The organism is Novosphingobium rhizovicinum, from assembly GCF_040813635.1.
Lineage (GTDB): Bacteria > Pseudomonadota > Alphaproteobacteria > Sphingomonadales > Sphingomonadaceae > Novosphingobium > Novosphingobium rhizovicinum.
Genome location: NZ_JBFNXR010000047.1, coordinates 31929 through 47314 on the forward strand (window position 1 = coordinate 31929; position 15386 = coordinate 47314).

The 15386-nt window shown below is 65.4% G+C and carries 13 protein-coding genes and 1 tRNA gene; 9 read left to right on the top strand and 5 right to left on the bottom strand.

What is annotated here, in order from left to right; genetic code table 11:
• Positions 1-30 precede the first annotated feature (30 nt).
• The 3 genes from ABUH87_RS11625 to ABUH87_RS11635 all read left to right on the top strand — a co-directional run bounded on the left by ABUH87_RS11625 (position 31) and on the right by ABUH87_RS11635 (position 2837).
• Positions 31-438, top strand: coding sequence for a DUF2946 family protein (locus tag ABUH87_RS11625; RefSeq protein WP_367773760.1), 408 nt, complete (start codon positions 31-33; stop codon positions 436-438).
• A 75-nt stretch (positions 439-513) separates the two neighbouring features.
• Positions 514-2502 carry a TonB-dependent receptor family protein gene (locus ABUH87_RS11630; protein WP_367773763.1) on the top strand — a complete coding sequence of 663 codons (1989 nt, stop codon included), beginning with the start codon at positions 514-516 and terminating at the stop codon, positions 2500-2502.
• A 107-nt stretch (positions 2503-2609) separates the two neighbouring features.
• Entirely contained in the window at positions 2610-2837 is a 228-nt protein-coding gene (locus tag ABUH87_RS11635; protein ID WP_367773765.1) for a DUF3072 domain-containing protein, read from the top strand.
• Positions 2838-2845: 8 nt separating this feature from the next.
• Here the strand turns inward: ABUH87_RS11635 and ABUH87_RS11640 are convergent, their stop codons facing one another.
• Positions 2846-4912: a protein-disulfide reductase DsbD family protein gene (locus ABUH87_RS11640; protein ID WP_419956693.1), complete on the bottom strand. Its 2067-nt coding sequence runs from the start codon at positions 4910-4912 to the stop codon at positions 2846-2848.
• A gap of 107 nt (positions 4913-5019) precedes the next feature.
• Here ABUH87_RS11640 and ABUH87_RS11645 point away from each other — a divergent pair, with 107 nt between their 5' ends.
• A complete protein-coding gene (locus tag ABUH87_RS11645) occupies positions 5020-6714 on the top strand; it encodes an alkaline phosphatase family protein (protein WP_367773771.1) in 1695 nt (564 codons plus the stop codon).
• On the top strand, positions 6711-7958 hold the full coding sequence (locus ABUH87_RS11650; RefSeq protein WP_367773774.1) for a UbiH/UbiF/VisC/COQ6 family ubiquinone biosynthesis hydroxylase: 1248 nt from the start codon (positions 6711-6713) through the stop codon (positions 7956-7958). The genes ABUH87_RS11645 and ABUH87_RS11650 overlap by 4 nt, the downstream gene beginning before the upstream one ends.
• A gap of 3 nt (positions 7959-7961) precedes the next feature.
• Here the strand turns inward: ABUH87_RS11650 and ABUH87_RS11655 are convergent, their stop codons facing one another.
• From ABUH87_RS11655 to hemC, 3 genes are read right to left on the bottom strand one after another with little or no spacing between them, the layout of a single operon-like run.
• Positions 7962-8924 (bottom strand): hypothetical protein, encoded by a 963-nt coding sequence (locus ABUH87_RS11655; protein WP_367773777.1) that lies wholly within the window; start codon positions 8922-8924, stop codon positions 7962-7964.
• A 19-nt stretch (positions 8925-8943) separates the two neighbouring features.
• Positions 8944-9639, bottom strand: a complete 696-nt coding sequence (locus ABUH87_RS11660) for a uroporphyrinogen-III synthase (protein WP_367773780.1) — start codon at positions 9637-9639, stop codon at positions 8944-8946.
• Between the two features lie 12 nt (positions 9640-9651).
• Positions 9652-10584 (bottom strand): hydroxymethylbilane synthase, encoded by a 933-nt coding sequence (gene hemC / locus ABUH87_RS11665; RefSeq protein ID WP_367773782.1) that lies wholly within the window; start codon positions 10582-10584, stop codon positions 9652-9654.
• Positions 10585-10650: 66 nt separating this feature from the next.
• Here hemC and tsaD point away from each other — a divergent pair, with 66 nt between their 5' ends.
• From tsaD to ABUH87_RS11685, 4 genes are all read left to right on the top strand, one after another.
• The gene (gene tsaD / locus ABUH87_RS11670; RefSeq protein ID WP_367773784.1) at positions 10651-11700 is read left to right on the top strand and encodes a tRNA (adenosine(37)-N6)-threonylcarbamoyltransferase complex transferase subunit TsaD; all 1050 of its coding nucleotides are present in this window, start codon (positions 10651-10653) and stop codon (positions 11698-11700) included.
• Positions 11697-12719, top strand: coding sequence for an NAD(P)H-dependent glycerol-3-phosphate dehydrogenase (locus tag ABUH87_RS11675; RefSeq protein WP_367773786.1), 1023 nt, complete (start codon positions 11697-11699; stop codon positions 12717-12719). Before tsaD ends, ABUH87_RS11675 begins: the two co-directional genes overlap by 4 nt.
• Complete coding sequence (locus ABUH87_RS11680; protein WP_419956694.1) at positions 12716-14239, top strand: lipopolysaccharide biosynthesis protein; 1524 nt, start codon at positions 12716-12718, stop codon at positions 14237-14239. The genes ABUH87_RS11675 and ABUH87_RS11680 overlap by 4 nt, the downstream gene beginning before the upstream one ends.
• Before the next feature lie 161 nt (positions 14240-14400).
• The gene (locus tag ABUH87_RS11685) at positions 14401-15099 is read left to right on the top strand and encodes a hypothetical protein (protein ID WP_367773860.1); all 699 of its coding nucleotides are present in this window, start codon (positions 14401-14403) and stop codon (positions 15097-15099) included.
• Positions 15100-15109: 10 nt separating this feature from the next.
• Here ABUH87_RS11685 and ABUH87_RS11690 read toward each other — a convergent pair.
• A tRNA-Ser gene (locus ABUH87_RS11690) sits at positions 15110-15201 on the bottom strand.
• Between the last annotated feature and the right edge of the window lie 185 nt (positions 15202-15386).

A 15386-nucleotide genomic window follows, 5' to 3' on the forward strand; every position in this document is an offset into this window, starting at 1 on the left:
GCCCGTGCTTGCTCCCTAAGGCGTGCGGCCATGAGGGAACTCCGCCGCATCCTGCTGAGCCGCCGCTGGTGTGCTTTGCTGCTGCTGACGGCCGCGCTGGCCGTCAAGGCGCTGGTTCCCGCAGGCTTCATGGTTTCGGCAGAAGCGCAGGTGCTCACCGTCTCGATCTGTGCTGACGCAAGCGGTGCGCATCTCACGCGCGAGATCGTGATCCCTCGGCAGCAGACATCTGAAGACCGAGCTTCGCAACACGCAAAAAGCGTGGTCTGCCCTTATGCCGCGTTGAGCATGGCGGGAACGCCCGGCGCAGATCCGGCGCTGCTCGCCCTCGCACTCGCGTTCATCCTGGCACTCGCTTTCGCTCCTCTTCCTGTCCCGGAGCTTGCAGCGCCCGCTCAACTTCGTCCGCCCTTGCGAGGGCCTCCGATCGCCGCCTGAGCTGCAGCCGTAAGGCTGCGTATCAGCCTTCCAGGCGCGCGGCAGCTTGCGCGCCAGATTCAGGACGACGATCCCATGAGAATAACAGTTTGCTCGCTCGCTTTTGCGGGCCTTCTCGCCACGCCTGCACTCGCAGAGAGTGCCGGTGATCAGACCATCATCGTCACCGGGCGCGCAAGCGTCGAGGCTGCCGAGGACCGGGTTCGCGGCACGCCCGGCGGCGCAGATGTGGTGCGGCACGAGGACTATGCCGATAAGACGGTGGTCTCGTTAAGAGATACGCTCGCCTTCTCGCCGGGTGTCTACTCACAACCCCGCTATGGCCAAGAGGTTCGGATATCCATCCGGGGCTCCGGGCTGTCGCGCGGGTTCCACATGCGCGGACTTACGTTGCTGCAGGATGGTGTTCCGATCAACCTCGCCGACGACAACGGTGACTTTCAGGAACTCGAACCGATCTTCTTCGACCATCTGGAAGTCTACCGCGGAGCCAACGCTCTGCGCTTCGGGTCGGGAACGCTCGGCGGAGCTATCAATGGCGTCACGCCTACGGGCGACAGCTCCCGAGGCATCTACGCGCGGATCGATGCGGGCTCGTTCGATCTCCTCCGAGGCCTGGTTTCGGCGGGTGTAGGAGATGAAAGGGCAAGCGCTTGGGGAGCCGTGAGCGCGGATACCCATGATGGCGATCGCGACCATGCCGGGCGCCGCTCTCTACGGGGTCACCTCAACGTCCGGCTAAAGCTCTCCGACGTGGTGAGCACCCGGTTCTATGGCAGCGCGAACCATATCGTTCAGGAGCTGCCCGGAGCTTTAACCGAGGCGATGGCGCTGGAAAGGCCAAAAACCGGCAACTTCGTTGGCGATCAGCACCGGGACGTCGATTCGCTTCGCCTTCAGAACCGCACGCGAATCGAACTCGGGAACACCACGTTCGAGGCAGGAGCCTTCATCAACGCCAAGGATCTGTTCCACCCCATTTTTCAGGTGATCGACCAGAAATCGGAAGATTACGGTGGCTTCGCGCGGCTTGAGCATCAAACTGGGCCTCTGTCGTTCACATTGGGCGGTGAGATCCGGCGGGGCAGTACGAGAGCTCGCCAGTTCGTCAACGCGAACGGCAAACGGGGCGCGCTCACCTTCGATGCCGATCAGGACGCGCAGACGGCGAATATCTACGGCGAAGTGCGGGTAGCGGCGACCGATCGACTGACACTGATTGCCGGAGCGATCTATGCGGACGGCTTCCGCAAAAGGCGGGTGCAGTTTTCGACCGCACCCACGCAGGATGGGCGCATTCACTTCGACCAGTTGTCGCCCAAGTTCGGTTTACTGTTCGAGCCTGCGCCTGACATTCAGTTCTATGCAAACTATAGCCGCTCTGCCGAATTTCCGGGCTTCGGGGAAGTGTTCCAGACGGTTGGCGGAGTCAGCACTTTTGTCGATGCCATCCGCCCGCTAAGTGCCTGGTCGTCGGAGATCGGCAGCCGTGGCCGAGTGGGCCGGGTCACTTGGGACGTCTCGCTCTATCATGCGCGATTGAACGGCGAACTGCTGCAGTACAATGTGGATGTGAATGCAGGCATCCCGGCTGCGACCTTCAACGCGGATCGCACGCTTCACCAAGGCGTCGAGGCTGAGGTTGCGTTCGAAGCAGCGGACTGGCTGCGGCTGCGTCAGATCTGGCTGTATTCGGATTTCCGCTTTCGCAATGATCGCGTGTTCGGTGACAATCGCTTGCCCGTTGTTTCCCGCAACCTCCTGCGCACCGAAGTGCGGCTAGGTGGCAAAGCCGTGCATGTCGCGCCAAACTTGGAGTGGGTGCCGCAAGGCGCATGGGCTGATTACGCCAACTCACACCGGACCAGTGGCTATGCGCTCTTGGGCGTGACGGCTAGCGCCACGGTGGCAGACGGGTTCGACGTCTTCCTCGACGCCCGCAACCTGACCGCGGAAAAGGCGACCGGCGATATCTCGGCGGTGCTGGTCGCGACGCCCGCTTCGGCGATCTACTATCCGGTGGAACGCCGGGCGATCTATGGCGGCGTGCGCGCACGATTTTGAGTGATCGAGGGGAGGTGGGCGCTGCGTAGCCGTGCCGGCTCCCCTCGGGAACCTTGGCATCGATCCAGACGTTTCATGGGAACATAGAAAGAACATCTGGAGCGATCATGTCGGAGCAGTTGCACAATCCCAAGCTTGAGGAGCATCCCGGCTCCAATGCCGAGAAGGACCCGGACAACTGGGTTACAGGCGATGAACCGATGACAGGCGCACAAGCCTCTTACCTGACGACGTTGTGTGAAGAAGCCAATGTGGAGCTGCCTTCAGACAATCTCACCAAGGCAGAGGCGTCAAAGATGATCGACGACCTGAAGGCCCAGTCAGGCCGCGGGTAGGATGCGATTCAGCGACAGGTCCCATCCGGGCACGCTTTGTCGATCAAAGTGCCCGGTGTCAGTACCTGCGGCAATGTCTCGGGCGCGCCTTGGCGGGGGTACCATACGTATAGCGGAACGCCCGCTGCGCCTTGCGAGGTGAGGTAGCGAGTGATCGCAGGATCCCGGCGCGTCCAGTCGCCACGGAGGACCACCACGCCTGCACCCTCAAAGGCGCGCCTGGTCTCCTCCCGTTCAATCGCGACCTTCTCGTTCACCTTGCAGGTCAGGCACCAGTCGGCGGTGAACCAGGCGAATACGGGGCGCCCCGAGGCTCTTGCCCGCGCTAGGGCGGATTCGCTGAAAGGTTCGGGATCGAGCAGGCTTTCGGCCGCGGCTGCACGGTCGCGCTCTACCTGGGGAAGGACCAGCAGCGCGGCGATGCCGAGCACGACGAGCCCGAAGGCGGTGGGGCGGATTGCAGGCCGGGCTTGCCTTTGGCGGTGACCGGCGAAGGCCAGCAGTGCCACGAGCAGCGCTGCCAGTCCAATCGAGACCAGTGCGAACCACGGCCCGGCAATACGCGTTGCCAGCCACGCGAGCGCCAGCGCCGTCAAGCCCATCGGCAAGGCCATCCAGCGGCGGAATGCCGTCATCCAGGCGCCGGGTTTGGGCATACGTCGGCGAAGAGCCGGAATGAAGGCGATTGCCAGGAATGGCAGCGCGATTCCCAAGCCGAGGGTTGCGAACAGGGCGAGCGCCGGAGCGACGGGGAGCAGCAGCGCCGCGCCCATGGCCGTCGCCATGAAGGGGCCGGTGCAGGGCGTGGCCACGAAAGCGGCAAGCAGTCCGGTGGCAAAGGCGCCCTGGGGAGAACCCTCGCTGGCAAAGCCGGGCACGCCAAACTCGAACAGTCCGAGCAGGTTGGCAGTAATCGCACATGCGAGCAGCAGGAGCAGCGCGACGACGCTCGGCTCCTGAAGCTGGAACGCCCATCCCACCTGCTCTCCCGCAGCGCGGAAGCCCAGCAGCATCGCTCCCAGGCCAAGGCAGGCAAGTACAACACCGGCCGTGTAGGCCAGACCCTCGGCGCGGGCCTGTGCCTGGCTTTCGCCTGCCCGCGCAAGGCTCAGCGCCTTGAGGCTCAGGATCGGAAACACGCAGGGCATGATGTTGAGCAGCAGGCCGCCCACCAGCGCGCCCAACAGCAGCCATGGCAGTGCGGAAGAGGAGGCCGCGATCCCGGTCGTCAGCGGCGTGCCTGAATCGGGCACCGCACCCGGCCGCGCTGTGAAGATGACGCCATTGCCCTCGGCATCCAACCGCAGGACGGCCTTCACCTCTTCAGGCGAAGCCGGTGCGAAACGCGCACGGGGGATGCTGATAATCAGCATGTCGCCCTCGCGTGAGAATACCTGTGGCGCGGCATAGTCGACAAGCTTGTCGTGGGCGACGAACAGATGCGGCTGACCGAGCGAGGCGGTGGCGGGAAGCGGTATGGCGAACCGTACAGCGTCATCGCTCAAGGCGAAGGTTGCCTCTGCTCCCAGCGGCGCGGGGAGGCGTTGCGTCCAATCCTCGAAACGCGCCTTTAGCGGGCCAGCAGCAGTATCGGGTCCGATACGCACAGTCGCTGCAAGCTCGGCGCTTTCGGGGACGCAGATCTCGTCCGTGCAGGCGAGCCACTGTGCCTTCACCGTGACCGGCAGCTGCGCGCCGGGCTTGGCGTTTTCAGGTGCCGTGAAGGGTACCAGAACGGCGTATTCGTCTTCGTAGACGTGATTCATCAGCCCCGAGATCAGGAGCGTGCGGGGTACCGGGTAGTGAGGTTCTCCGACCTTCGCTCCAGATGGCAGAGTCCAGTCCATCTGCATCCCAAGCCCCGCATCTCCGGGGTTCAGCCAGTAGCCGTGCCAGCCGGGCTCCGGCCTCATCACGATGGCTAGCTGCGTCTCTTCGCCGGGAGCGGGAGCTGGACCGGCGACCAGTTCGGCCGCGATGTGATTGGGCGATGCGGCCCATGCGGGCGCCGTCAGCAGCATCAAGCAGGACTGCCATAAGACCGCAACAAGAAGGCAATAGCGGCGCAGGTTCATCGGGTTAGTGTCTGTTCAAGCCTTCGCGGACGGGTCTTGCGCATCGACGGCAATATGGTCATCGACGCCTCTGCGCCTTCTGCAAGGACAATTCAAGGAATCCTCACATGCGTCTCGCGCCCTTCGCCCTTGCCTCGCTTGCGAGCGTCTTTTCGCTGACACTGGCCGTGCCTGCCACAGCCCAGGAGCGGCAGGCCAAGGATTCGCGCTCTGCACAGGTTGCGCCGGTTGCACCGGCAGCAGCGGTGCCGGCGGGCAAGCCGCAGTTGATCCTGGCGATCTCGGTGGATCAGCTGTCCGCGGACCTGTTCGCTCAGTACAGGCAACATTTTACCGGTGGGCTGGCTCGCCTGACCAGCGGCGCCGTATTCCCGCAGGGCTTCCAGTCGCACGCTGCGACGGAAACCTGTCCGGGTCATTCCACTCTGCTGACAGGGGCTCATCCGGCTCGAACCGGGATCATCGCCAACAACTGGTATGACCCAAAGCTGGGGCGGATCGTATACTGCTCCGAGGATGAGCGCGACCCGGCGAGCTCCGCGCGAAAGCCGGTGGTGTCGAGCTGGCATCTCAAGGTGCCTACCTTGGGCGACCTTATGAAGAAGGCGAACCCTGCGGCTCTTAATGTCGCGGTCGCGGGCAAGGACCGTGGCGCGGTGATGATGAGCGGGCATCATGCGGACGCTGCGTATTGGTGGGGCGGCGATGGCTTCGCATCGTACAAGGAGCGCCCGATTTCGCCTGCAGCCCGGGCGCAGAACCAGGCCACGCGCAAGTTGATCGAGGGCGGAGCGCCTGCGCTTTCGGCGCCGCAATGGTGCGAGAGGGTTGCCCGTGCCGTTCCGATCAAGAACTTCACCATAGGCACGGAGCGCTTTGCGCTTCAGCCCGGCGACTTCAAGACGTTTGGCCGTACGCCGCGCGTGGATACGGCCACCGGCGAACTGGCGGTGCGGCTCGTCGACGAGATGAACCTGGGCCGCGATGCGAACACCGATGTCCTGTCCGTCAGCTTTTCGGCCACCGATTATGTCGGCCATGCGTACGGCAACCAGGGCGTGGAGATGTGCATCCAGCTCGCGCAGCTCGACGCGAGCGTCGGCAAGCTGATGGATGCGCTGGATAAACGCGGCATTGATTATGTTGCTGTCCTAAGCGCCGACCACGGCGCCATTGATGCACCGGAACGGCTGCAGCTCCAGGGTTATGAGAATGCGCAGCGGATCGATCCCGCGCTGACGGCAGAAGCCCTTTCGGCTGCCATCTCGCACGATACGGGCATCACGGCTTCGGGCCAGCTGCTTCATGGCGCCGGTTCTTCCGGAGACATCTGGCTCGCGCCCGGGCTGAAGCCCAAGCAACAGAAGACAGTGGTGGAGGCGCTGCTCAAGCGGCTGGCTGCTCACCCGCAGGTCGAAGCCGCGTACAGCGCGGAGATGCTGGCGAAGCTGCCTTTGCCAACGGGCAACCCGCAAGACTGGACGGTCCTGCAGCGGGTTCGCGCTTCGTTCGATCCAGAGCGGTCCGGGCAGGTCCTGATGATGACCCGGCGCGGTGTCGTGCCCGGCGATCCGCAGCCGGGCTATACCGCAACCCATGGCAGCCCCTGGGATTACGACCGGCGCGTGCCGATCCTGTTCTGGCGCAAGGGTGTGGCCGGGTTCGAGCAACCGAACCCCGTGAAGACGGTTGATATCGCGCCCACCCTGGCCGCGCTGATCGGTCTGGAGCAGCCCGAAGGGACATGGGACGGCCAGTGTCTCGACATCGACGGCACTCAGGCCGATACTTGCAGGCGATGAGTACGGAAACGAACACGATTACACCTGCGGCTGAGCGCCGCGACCTAGTCATCCTCGGCGGGGGCCTTGTCGGCATGACACTGGCCTTGGCTGCGGCGCGGCAGGGGATCACCAGCCATGTCGTAGACCGCGCCGATCCTGCCGAATTGACGGCGGAGGGCGCGGACGGACGCGCCTCGGCCGTCTCCACGGCGAGTTGGAACCTGTTCACCAATATCGGACTTGCCGAGCGGCTGGAGCATCTGGGCTGTCCCATCGATTCCATCGCGGTTACCGATGGCATGAAGCCGGGCAGGATCGACTTCCGGCCGGAGCCCGAAGAGGGCTCCCTGGGGCGCATGTTCTCCAACCGTGACTTGCGGCTGGCCTTGTTCGAGGCTGCTCGTGCCGAGCCTGCCATCACCTGGCACACGCGCGCAGAGGTAGTGAGCCGCGAGCGTCACGCGCACGGCGTGTCGGTGGTGCTGGGGGATGGCCGCAAGCTGACGGGCAGCCTGCTTGTCGCGGCGGAGGGGCGCCAGTCGCCAACCCGTGACGAAGCAGGCGTGACCTTCGCGAAGTGGGATTATCGCCACTGCGCCATTGTCACCGGCCTGACGCACGAAAAGCCGCATGGCGGGGTGGCGTGGGAGATTTTCTATCCCGAAGGTCCATTCGCACTGCTCCCGCTGCTCGATACCGCGGATGGCAAGCATCGGTCCGCGCTGGTGTGGACTGTCGGACAGAAAGACGCGCCTGCCATCAGCAAATTGCCCGATGCCATCTTTGTCGATGAGGTGACGAAGCGGATGCACGGTATCTTCGGTGCAATCGAGTTGGCGGCGCCGCGCATGGCCTATCCTCTGCGTTTCCATCATGCTGCCCGCGTGGTGGGGGATCGACTGGCGGTGGTTGGCGATGCAGCGCACGGCATGCACCCGATCGCGGGGCAAGGCCTCAACCTTGGGCTGCGTGATGTCGGCGCGCTGGTAGAGGTTCTGGTCGACGGCATGCGGCTCGGCCTCGAGCCCGGCGATGCGCAGTTGCTTGCCCGCTATGAGAAGTGGCGCAGTTTGGATGCCTTCATGGTCATGTCCGTGACCGACGGGCTGAACCGCCTGTTCGGCATTCCCGGACGCTTGCCATCGGCTGCGCGGCGAATCGGCATGGGCGCGGTGCAGCGCATCCCGGTCCTGAAGCGCTTCTTCATGGACGAGGCGCGGGGTGTATCCGGACGGCTGCCGGAGTTGCTGCAGGAGGCCTGAGCGTCAGTTCGCGGGAGTGGGCGAGGCTTCCGGCGACGAAGCGGACGGCGAAGGCGACGCGCCCGGCGGGGCTGCGCCTTCTGCCTCCGCTGGCGTGGACAATGGGCTCGGCTGATGTACGTCCTGCCCAGTGCCGTCCTTCAGCCGGCGTGGCTCCAGCATTGCCGTCGTTTCGATCAGGTCGAGGGCGCGCTGCACGTTCTGGAAACGGCGCGCGTCTGCGATCCAGTTGTTGGCCAGCTCGGCTCCCGGCAGGCGTTCGACCTCGTCGATGGCGGGGCCCATGCGGCGCGCGGTCAGCATCAGGCGGGCGCGATCGATCCGCGCGGCTGGCGCTACGAGCGTGGGCGAATCGCGCCGCACCACAAACAGACTCGACAGTTCCTGGCGGGCACGCTGCCAAAAGCTGAGTTCCTGTGAATTGTTCGTGAGGTCGGGCGCAAGCGCTTCGAGCCGGGCACTCAGCTGATCGAGCGTCACGGGATGCCGCGCGAACTCGGTGATGGTCTCCACTGCGCGAGGTTGGGCGTCGGCAAAGCGCAGGCGCAGCTGGTCTGCGACGTAGCCCAGAGGTTCGCCCCGCTCGATCATTCGGCGCGCGGCATTGGCGATCAGCAGTCCCTCTGCGCGCGCGGCATTGCCGGATGCGGCATCCGCCTGGAAATCGAGCCGGGAGAAGCGATCTTCCAGCAGGGCGAGGCGGGTTTCCAAGGAGGTCATCGCTGCCAGAGCCGCTGGCGATGCGCTGGCGGCCGAAGGATTCGCGACAGCGGGAGCCGGGGCGGTAACCGCAGCCTCTCCTGCCGGTTCGCGTGCCGACAAGAACCGGTCGAGATCGCCGCGCCAGACGAGTGCGCCGACGCTGGCCATTCCAAGCAGAAAGGCAATCAGCCCCACCAGAAGGTAGCCGCCGCCACTCCTGCGAGCGCGGGGCGCCACGGTCATGGTCGAGATATCGTCCTGCATCGAGCCTTTCGCGGGCAGTTTATGGCACCCGTGCGGCGTCTTGGCACATCTCGCGGGCCAAGGCCAGAAGTGCGGCATCCGTGGGTTCGTCGGCGCTCCTGACCATCGCCCACCCCTGACCCGCGCGCTCAGCCACGCGAGGCCCGATCGCAGCGAGGGCGATGCGGGAGCGGTCGATCGCAGCCTGCGTGCAGATACGCTCGAAGTGAGCGGCCGCTTCCCCCGAATGGAGCAGCACGACAGCCGGGTGTTTCAGTATATCTGTCAGGCCTTCGCACGCCGGCACCGCAGCGCTCTCGTAGACGATCCGGGTGTCCATCGTGGTTCCCGCAGGAGGCGTCAGCGGCACGTGCGAAACGCCTGCCAAGCGAAGAAGACGGCGGTGGCTTCCATCCAGGCTGGAGAGCACCCCCTGAAGCCCGCCAGAGCCGACTGCCACCACGACGAAACCCGCTCGCTCCGCGGCTTGTGCGGTGGTCTGTCCGACACAGTAGGCGGGGAGGCCGTGCAAGGTTTTGAGGCCCGCTCCGCCATGACGGAGCGCGTTCGCGCTGCCCACCAGGACCGCATCCACTGCATCGCGCGGGACAGGAGTCCAGAAGACGGGCCGGACCGTGAAGATCGGATAGGCATGCGCATCGAGCCCCATCCCGAGGGCCGATTGAAGGGTCGACGAGGCGCCCGGCTCGGGGCGAACGATGATGACAGGAAGCACCGCGCCAACCACCTAAGCTGGGGAGAAGTGTACTGCTATGGCAGGCGCGGCGCGGCTCAGCAGGTCTTTTGCCAGCGCCGCAGGGGCCGTCAGGTCTCCCGGCACGAACATGGTCTCGCCCTCTACGCGCTCCGCTCCGTCGGGGCTGAACAGCGCTGCCCGCAGCACGAGCTTGTCCTCGTTCTGGCTTGTCAGCACAGCGATGGGGCTGTGACAATTTCCGCCGAGAGCCGCCAAGAGCGCCCTCTCGGCCATGACGGCACCGTGGGTTGAAGCGTCGTCCACGGCGTTCAGGAATTCGCGCGTGCGCTGGTCGTCGGCCCGGCATTCGATGAGGATGGCGGCCTGGCCAGGGGCGGGAAGCCAGTCACCTGCATCGAGCGGATGACCAGTGCCTGTCTCGCCCAAGCGGTTGAGGCCTGCCAGCGCCAGGAACGTCGCGTCCGCCTCGCCTGCGGCCAGCTTGGCGAGTCGCGTGGCCACGTTGCCGCGGAACGTGATGACCTTGCAGTCAGGCCGTGCGTAAAGCAGCTGGGCGGCACGACGCGGCGCGCTGGTCCCCACGACGGCACCCCTTGGCAGGGCTGCGATACTGGCCGCTCCGATCAACACGTCGCGCACATCCTCGCGCGGCAGGATGGCGCCGATTGCGATCTCGTCGGGCCGGATCGTCTCGACGTCCTTGGCAGAGTGGACGGCGAAGTCGATCTCGCCTGTCAGGAGCCATGCATCCAGCTCCTTTGTCCACAGCGCCTTTCCTCCGATTTCGGCTAGCGCACGGTCCTGAATACGATCGCCGCTGGCGGTGACCGGTACGATCTCTATATGCGCGGCTTCGATGCCGTGCGCTGCGGCAAGGCGTATGCGGGCTTCTTCGGCCTGTGCCATCGCAAGCGGTGAGCGGCGGGTGCCAAGGCGGAACTTTGGAGTGCTGGATAGGCTCATGGGCAAATTGTGCTACCCGGCATTGGCGGTGAGGGAAAGGTGGGCCTGAAAGGAATGTCCAGCGCAATGAGCGGGACGAGGACCGTTCTCGGGATCGAGAGCTCGTGCGACGAGACGGCCGCTGCGCTCGTGACGGACGGGCGCGTGATCCTCGCGCAGCGCATTGCCTCTCAGGACGAGGCGCATCGCCCCTATGGCGGTGTCGTGCCGGAGATCGCGGCGCGCGCGCATGCCGAGCGGCTGACGCCGCTGATCGAGGCGACCCTTGCCGATGCTAGCATGACTCTCGCTGACGTCGATGCCATCGCCGCCACTGCAGGCCCTGGTCTGATCGGCGGCGTGATGGTGGGCCTCGTCACGGCCAAGGCGCTGGCGATGGCGAGTGACAAGCCGCTGATTGCCATCAATCATCTTGAGGGCCACGCGCTCTCGCCTCGTCTGGGCGATGCCTCCCTCGTATTTCCGTACCTGCTGCTGCTGGTGTCGGGTGGGCATTGCCAGTTGTTGCTCGTCGAGGGTGTCGGCTCCTATCGCAGGTTGGCCACGACCATCGATGATGCTTTGGGAGAGGCGTTCGACAAGACCGCGAAACTGCTGGGCCTCGGTTATCCCGGCGGCCCCGCGGTCGAGCGGCTCGCGCGGGAAGGAGATGCCCGCAAGGTTGCGCTGCCGCGCCCGCTGGTCGGCAGCAAGGAACCGCACTTTTCCTTCGCCGGTCTCAAGAGTGCGGTGATGCGCGCCAGGCAGGCCATGACCGCAGGTGGGAGTTATTCGGAGGCCGATATCGCAGCCTCGTTCCAGCAAGCTGCCATCGATTGCCTCGCAGATCGCACGCGGCGGGCATTGAAAACCTCGGGAGCTGTGACGGCTTTGGTCGTGGCTGGAGGAGTCGCAGCCAACGAGGCGATTCGTGCGGCCCTGGAAGACCTGGCAACCGAGCGCGGGCTTCCCTTTGTTGCGCCACCGCTGCGCCTGTGCACAGACAATGCGGCGATGATCGCTTGGGCAGGCGTGGAGCGGCTGGGGCAGTCCGACCCCCTCGACGCGCCGGCGCGGCCTCGCTGGCCGCTCGATCCCGATGCCGAGCCGGTACGTGGGGCAGGAGTGAAAGCGTGAGCGGAACGGGACACAGTGTTGGCGTTGTCGGCGCTGGCGCCTGGGGCACGGCGCTTGCACAGGCGCTGGCCAGCGACGGCAGCCCGGTCCTGCTCTGGGCTCGTGAGACGGAGCTGGTCCGCGAAATCAACGAGGAGCGGCGCAACAGCCTCTATCTGCCGAGCGCGGCTCTGGCCGACACTATCGAGGCGACCTGCGATCTCTCGCGCCTGGCGGACCTGCCCGTGCTGGTCATTGTGGTCCCGGCACAGTTCCTGGCAGGAGTGATCGCGCAACTACCTGCTGGCGAGCGCGATCTCGTGCTATGTGCCAAGGGTATCGAGGCAGGGACCGGGCGGCTCATGGCGCAGGTCGCTGCAGATGCCGATCCGCTGGCCCGATTGGCGGTGCTTTCAGGCCCCACTTTCGCGCATGAGGTGGCGGCGGGCCTTCCGACGGCCGTGACGCTTGCCTGCTCCGGGGGAGCGGATCAGTGGGAGCGCCTCAAGCCGCTGATCGCGCGCCCTGCGCTGCGTCCGTATTATTCCGATGATGTGATCGGGGCCGAGATCGGGGGCGCGGTCAAGAACGTGCTCGCGATCGCATGCGGGGTCGTGGAAGGCATGAACCTGGGCCAGAATGCGCGGGCCGCTGTGATCGCGCGCGGCTATGCGGAAATGCTGCGCTTCGGCTTGGCGCGCGGCGCACGCGCGGAAACCTTGTCGGGGCTGTGTGGGCTGGGTGATCTGGTGCTGACATGCTCTTCCACGTCCAGCCGCAACTTCTCTCTTGGTCTGGCCTTGGGTCAGGGGCTCACCGCAGTGGAGGCGCTGACGGGCAAGAGCAGCGTGGCTGAAGGCGCCGCGACTGCTCCTGTCCTGGCCGAACTCGCTGCCCGTGCAGGCGTCGCCATGCCCATCGTCGAGGGCGTATGCCGGTTGCTATCCGGTGAGAGCCCCGCAAGTGCGGTCGTGTCCGAAATCCTGTCCCGTCCCCTCAAGGCCGAGCTTGAGGGACAGCCCCAGGGGTTTGGCGCTTGAGCGGCATCTCCTCGCAAGAGAGCCCGCAGCCCGGAACGGATGCGCGCGCGGAAGAGGATATCGCCGCCATCGCTCGGGGCGGGCGCACGAACCTGTTCGGCTTTTTCCTGCGCCTGGCCGCGCGGATACCGTTCCTGTTCATCGCAGGGCGTGCTCCCGGCTATGGACCTGCAGCGCTGGGAGTCTTCGCTTCGGCCCTGGTGCTGATCGAGCTGGCGGCGATGGTCTGCACCTTGGGCGAGAAGCGAGGGCTGGCGCAGCGTCTTTCCGAATCGGACGAGCATCCGGCCAATGTCATCGCAGACGGATCGCTGGTGGCGCTTTTGGCCTCCACGTTCATGGCTCTCGTCTTCTGGTTCTTTCCCGCTCCGCTCTTCCCGAGCGGCGAATTCACCCAGATCGACCGGATGATGGTCTTCGCCATCCCGCCGCTTGCCTTGACTGAGATCTGGCTTGCTGCGCTGGCATATCGCTTCGACGTGGGCGCTACGGTCCGGGCGCGTGCCATTGTCGAGCCTTGGACGATCTCCATCGTTGCCGGCGTGATGGCCCTGCTGGCGCCGACAAGCGGCCTGGCCGTCGCGTACCTGGCATCGGTCTACGCAGCGGCTCTGGCGGCCTTCATTCCGTTCCTGCGTGCTTACGGGCTTCCGCGCGGCTGGCGCCCCTCTCTGGGTGGCATGGGCAAGCTGACCTTGCGCAGTCTGCCCATCGCGACCGCTGACGCGATTGAGTGGGGCACGCGCCGGCTGGACATATTCATCCTCGGTCTTTTCGCGCCGCCGGTGGCGGTCGGCGTCTATTACGTCGCGCAGCAGATCGCCAGCCTGCCGCAGAAGCTGAAGACCAGCTTCGAGCCGATCCTGGGGCCGGTCATTACCCGCAATCTGAAGACCCGCGATTACGCGGCGATTGCGCGCCAGGTGCGGCAGGTCGGCTTCTGGATCCTGGCCGCGCAGTTTGGGGTCGCACTGGCGCTTGGGATCCCGGGCGAGGGCGTGATGGGCCTCGTCGGTCCGCAGTTCGTGGGTGGAACGGGAGCGCTTGCCTTCCTGCTGACAGCCGAAGTGGTGGCTGCGACTGCTGTGGTGAGCGAAGCTGCCCTGATTTATGTCGCCCGCGTCAAGAACCTGATGGTGTCCCTCGCTACAGTCGTGCTGCAGGCACTGCTGACCATTGCCGGGATCCTGTTGATGCAGCGGCTTGGCTATGACGAACTGTTTCAGGCGGCCGCGGCAGCAGCGGCGCTGGCGCTCGCCCTGGGCTTCACTTCGCTCGTGAAGGCAAGGATCCTTGCGGGTATACTCGCCGAAGCCACCAACAACTGGCGGTGGGGGTTGGGGCTGGCTGTCGTGCCAGCCGTGATCGTGGGCTGGTTGGCGGTACACCTGCCGGAGTGGGCGGAGCTGGCCCTTGGTATTCCGGCCATCCTCGCCGTGTACTTTGGCGTCTTATGGCGCTGGGCGTTCTCTGCAGAGGATCGTGTGCTTTTCCAGAAAGCGCAGAAATCCGCATCCTGAGCCGGTGAAGCGTGGCTGTTGGGGCCACGGGTGCCTTGACTGGCCGACAGCCCCGGACGAGGGAATGAGCTGTCGCCGAGATGGTCCGGCTGCGCCTATGGCTGGTGCGGACGCCTGCTCGGCAACCATGATCGAAACGGAAGGAAAAGACCTTGGTGCAGATGATCGAGGCCAACTGGCTGATCTTCGCCGCCGTACTGGTGATCGCCTTATTCATCGTCTGGTGGCTGTTTGGACGGGCGTCCAAGCCGACTGTCCGCGAGCGCCGGCCTGATGTTCTGGACGAAGGCGCCACGCCTGCGCAACGCAACCAGGCGCTGATCGATGCTCCCCCCGCTGCGGCAGTCCCGCCGCCAGTGGTCACTCCGCCTGCTGCGGCCGGCACATTCGCCGGCGTTGGCGAGGCTGTCGCACGCGCCGCTCGCGAGGAAGCCGAAGCCGCCGAGGCACATGCACAGCAAGCGGATGAGCCGCTGCCGCCGCCGAGCGACGCAGCCCACGATGCTTCGGCCCCAGCGTCGCCTCCAACCAGCACCCCGGCTCCAGCTCCAGCTCCAGCTCCAGCTGCAGCTCCGGCTCCGGCACCGGCATCTGCCCCAGGTGGGTCGGAATCCGGGAGCGAGGCAGACGATCTGCGGCGAATCAAAGGTATCGGTCCGAAGCTCGCCAACACTTTGCAGGCGCTAGGCATCACCCGCTACGCACAGATCGCCGCGCTCACTGACGCGGACCTCGATCAACTCGACGCCCAACTGGGTGCGTTTGCGGGCCGTCCCCGGCGCGATTCGTGGATCGAGCAAGCGCGCCTGCTCTCCAGCGGAGATACCGTCGCCTACGAGGCGAAGTTCGGGAAACTATAGGGAAACAAGGTGGCGGAGACGCCGGGATTCGAACCCGGGGTGCCCCCTTAAGGGCACGACGGTTTAGCAAACCGCTGGTTTCAGCCACTCACCCACGTCTCCGGATGCGGCCTTGAGGGCGCGGCTATAGCGGCGAGGTGAGGAGGCGGCAAGGGGGAGCAGGCATCCCGTGCAATATTCAGTTGGCCTGTTGCTTCGCCTCGCCTGATCGTAAAAGCGACTCGAGTAGTCGCCCGTTCATTGCCCGATCAGGCAGCGGGGCTTCTTAATGGGTTTCAGGTGCGACC

Excerpts from the sequence above, each read along its gene's own strand:
- tsaD (WP_367773784.1), top strand. The coding sequence starts at position 10,651 with ATGAGCGGGACGAGGACCGTTCTCGGGATCGAGAGCTCGTGCGACGAG.
- hemC (WP_367773782.1), bottom strand. The coding sequence starts at position 10,584 with ATGAGCCTATCCAGCACTCCAAAGTTCCGCCTTGGCACCCGCCGCTCA.
- ABUH87_RS11685 (WP_367773860.1), top strand. The coding sequence starts at position 14,401 with ATGATCGAGGCCAACTGGCTGATCTTCGCCGCCGTACTGGTGATCGCC.
- ABUH87_RS11635 (WP_367773765.1), top strand. The coding sequence starts at position 2,610 with ATGTCGGAGCAGTTGCACAATCCCAAGCTTGAGGAGCATCCCGGCTCC.
- ABUH87_RS11640 (WP_419956693.1), bottom strand. The coding sequence starts at position 4,912 with ATGAACCTGCGCCGCTATTGCCTTCTTGTTGCGGTCTTATGGCAGTCC.
- ABUH87_RS11650 (WP_367773774.1), top strand. The coding sequence starts at position 6,711 with ATGAGTACGGAAACGAACACGATTACACCTGCGGCTGAGCGCCGCGAC.
- ABUH87_RS11625 (WP_367773760.1), top strand. The coding sequence starts at position 31 with ATGAGGGAACTCCGCCGCATCCTGCTGAGCCGCCGCTGGTGTGCTTTG.
- ABUH87_RS11630 (WP_367773763.1), top strand. The coding sequence starts at position 514 with ATGAGAATAACAGTTTGCTCGCTCGCTTTTGCGGGCCTTCTCGCCACG.
- ABUH87_RS11655 (WP_367773777.1), bottom strand. The coding sequence starts at position 8,924 with ATGCAGGACGATATCTCGACCATGACCGTGGCGCCCCGCGCTCGCAGG.
- ABUH87_RS11645 (WP_367773771.1), top strand. The coding sequence starts at position 5,020 with ATGCGTCTCGCGCCCTTCGCCCTTGCCTCGCTTGCGAGCGTCTTTTCG.